General features: G+C 69.9%; 2 protein-coding genes. Both read right to left on the minus strand.

Annotated elements, in window-relative coordinates:
• Window positions 1-216, minus strand: a 216-nt coding sequence (locus tag ACRDSQ_RS24185) for a hypothetical protein (protein WP_431424246.1), incomplete at its 3' end; no start/stop codon positions are given.
• Window positions 217-264: 48 nt separating this feature from the next.
• Window positions 265-1,280, minus strand: a 1,016-nt coding sequence (locus ACRDSQ_RS24190) for a hypothetical protein (RefSeq protein WP_431424247.1), incomplete at its 5' end; no start/stop codon positions are given.

Genomic DNA, 1,280 nt, shown 5'->3' on the forward strand with positions numbered 1-1,280 from the left:
GGAGCGGTTGGAGAAGGCCAAGTTCCCCCGGTTGACGAGGCCGCATTTCTTCGTGGCCTTCTCGAAGCGGGCCGACGAGCAGGTGGTCAACGTGATCACCGAGGTCCTGCACGGTCTCGCCGACAGGCTCGAGTTCACCGACTGGTCGGTCATCGACGAGGCAGGCAACATCAACACGCAGATCGCCCGCGAGATCACCCGGTCGCGCTTCGGCATCTGCTACCTGTCGGAGCCGGCCAAGAGCTCGCTGGACCCAGCTGTCGCCTACGAGGACAACCCGAACGTCGTGTTCGAAGCCGGGATGCTCCACGGCAAGTCCGTCGCCAACGACACCGACGATGGTGGCGAGCCCAGCGGGTGGATCCCGGTGCGCGAGGCCTCGTCACCTCCCGCCCCGTTCGACTTCGCGACGGAGCGGATCCTCATCGTCCCCCGCGCGTATGCCCGGCGGTAGTCCGCGGCTGCGGGGGGAACCCCGATCGCGTCGGGATCGAACCGGCCCAGCAGCTCCGCGTCGGTCTGGCCGATCTTCGGCGGCGCCAGGTGCCGTTCGGCGCGGGCGCGGTAGGTCGCGAACCGCCTGGGCGCCAACGAGTCCAGGGTGCCCGCGAACGTCCCGGGCGCGATCGGGGTCGGCGCGGCGGTCAGGTCGTCGGTGTCGACCTCGACCCCGGAGCGGACCACCAGCCGCAGGGTGGACTCGCCCTCGGTCACCGCGTGCCGCTGGACGACGACGGGATGGGCGATCGGTTGGAACCGGCGGAACACGTGGGTGGTCGTCGCGTGCTTGTCGTCCGCGTGATCCGTGGACTTCCCGCTCAGATCGACCGTGCGCACCCGCATCCGATAGCCCGCGCCGTACCGCAGCCGAGGAAGAGTTTTTTTGACCAGACCGGTTTCCACGTGCAGCCGGAGCTGTCCGGGGAACTCCTCGCCCGGGCCGTCGCTGACCGGGGACTCCCCGTCGGCGGGGGTGTCGGTGGGCAGGTGTCCGCCGGGCCGGGGCACGGCCAGCGACCAGCCGTCCCAGCCGAACAACGCCTCATGCAAGTAGGCGGGAGGCTTGGCCACCTTGGGGGTCTGGGTCAGCGTCGAGGCCTTCAGGTACGCCTCATCGACGGCGGCCAGTTGCTCGGCGCCGGTGTCCGCGTCGACGTAGCGGACCTGCCGGTGCATCAGCGACCGCCAGGTGAGCCCGTCGTGGACGTCGACCCGGTAGCCGCGGACCAGGTCCTCGGCGTAGAGCACGACGGGGTTGCCGTTGGCGATGTCCTTGGCGT

This window comes from Actinokineospora sp. (assembly GCF_050699995.1).
Lineage (GTDB): Bacteria > Actinomycetota > Actinomycetes > Mycobacteriales > Pseudonocardiaceae > Actinokineospora.